Source organism: Burkholderia sp. GbtcB21 (genome assembly GCF_019091065.1).
In the GTDB taxonomy this organism is placed as follows: Bacteria; Pseudomonadota; Gammaproteobacteria; order Burkholderiales; family Burkholderiaceae; genus Burkholderia; species Burkholderia pyrrocinia_C.
In genome coordinates, this window is record NZ_JAGXKA010000547.1 from 1 (window position 1) to 230 (window position 230).

Annotated in this window: 1 protein-coding gene; it reads left to right on the forward strand. The window is 70.9% G+C overall.

Annotation, left to right across the window (positions count from 1 at the left end; translation table 11 throughout):
* The coding region (locus KVT39_RS37600) for a hypothetical protein (protein WP_217591541.1) at nt 1-230 on the forward strand (230 nt) is incomplete at both ends.

A 230-nucleotide genomic window follows, 5' to 3' on the forward strand; every position in this document is an offset into this window, starting at 1 on the left:
ACGGCAGGCACCACGGTGACCTGTTCCGGCGTTGCGACCCCGCTGGCCCCCAGTTACGCGAACAGCGCGAACAACCTGAACGCGACGGTCAACCCCGGCGCGAGCGTCGGCGTGCTGCCCGGCGTCGGCGGCACGGCGATGTCGCTGACCGGCAACAACAACACGCTGACCAGCAACGGCAGGATCGATCCTTCCGGGCTCGGCTCGGGGCTCGGCGTGCTGTCGGGCGG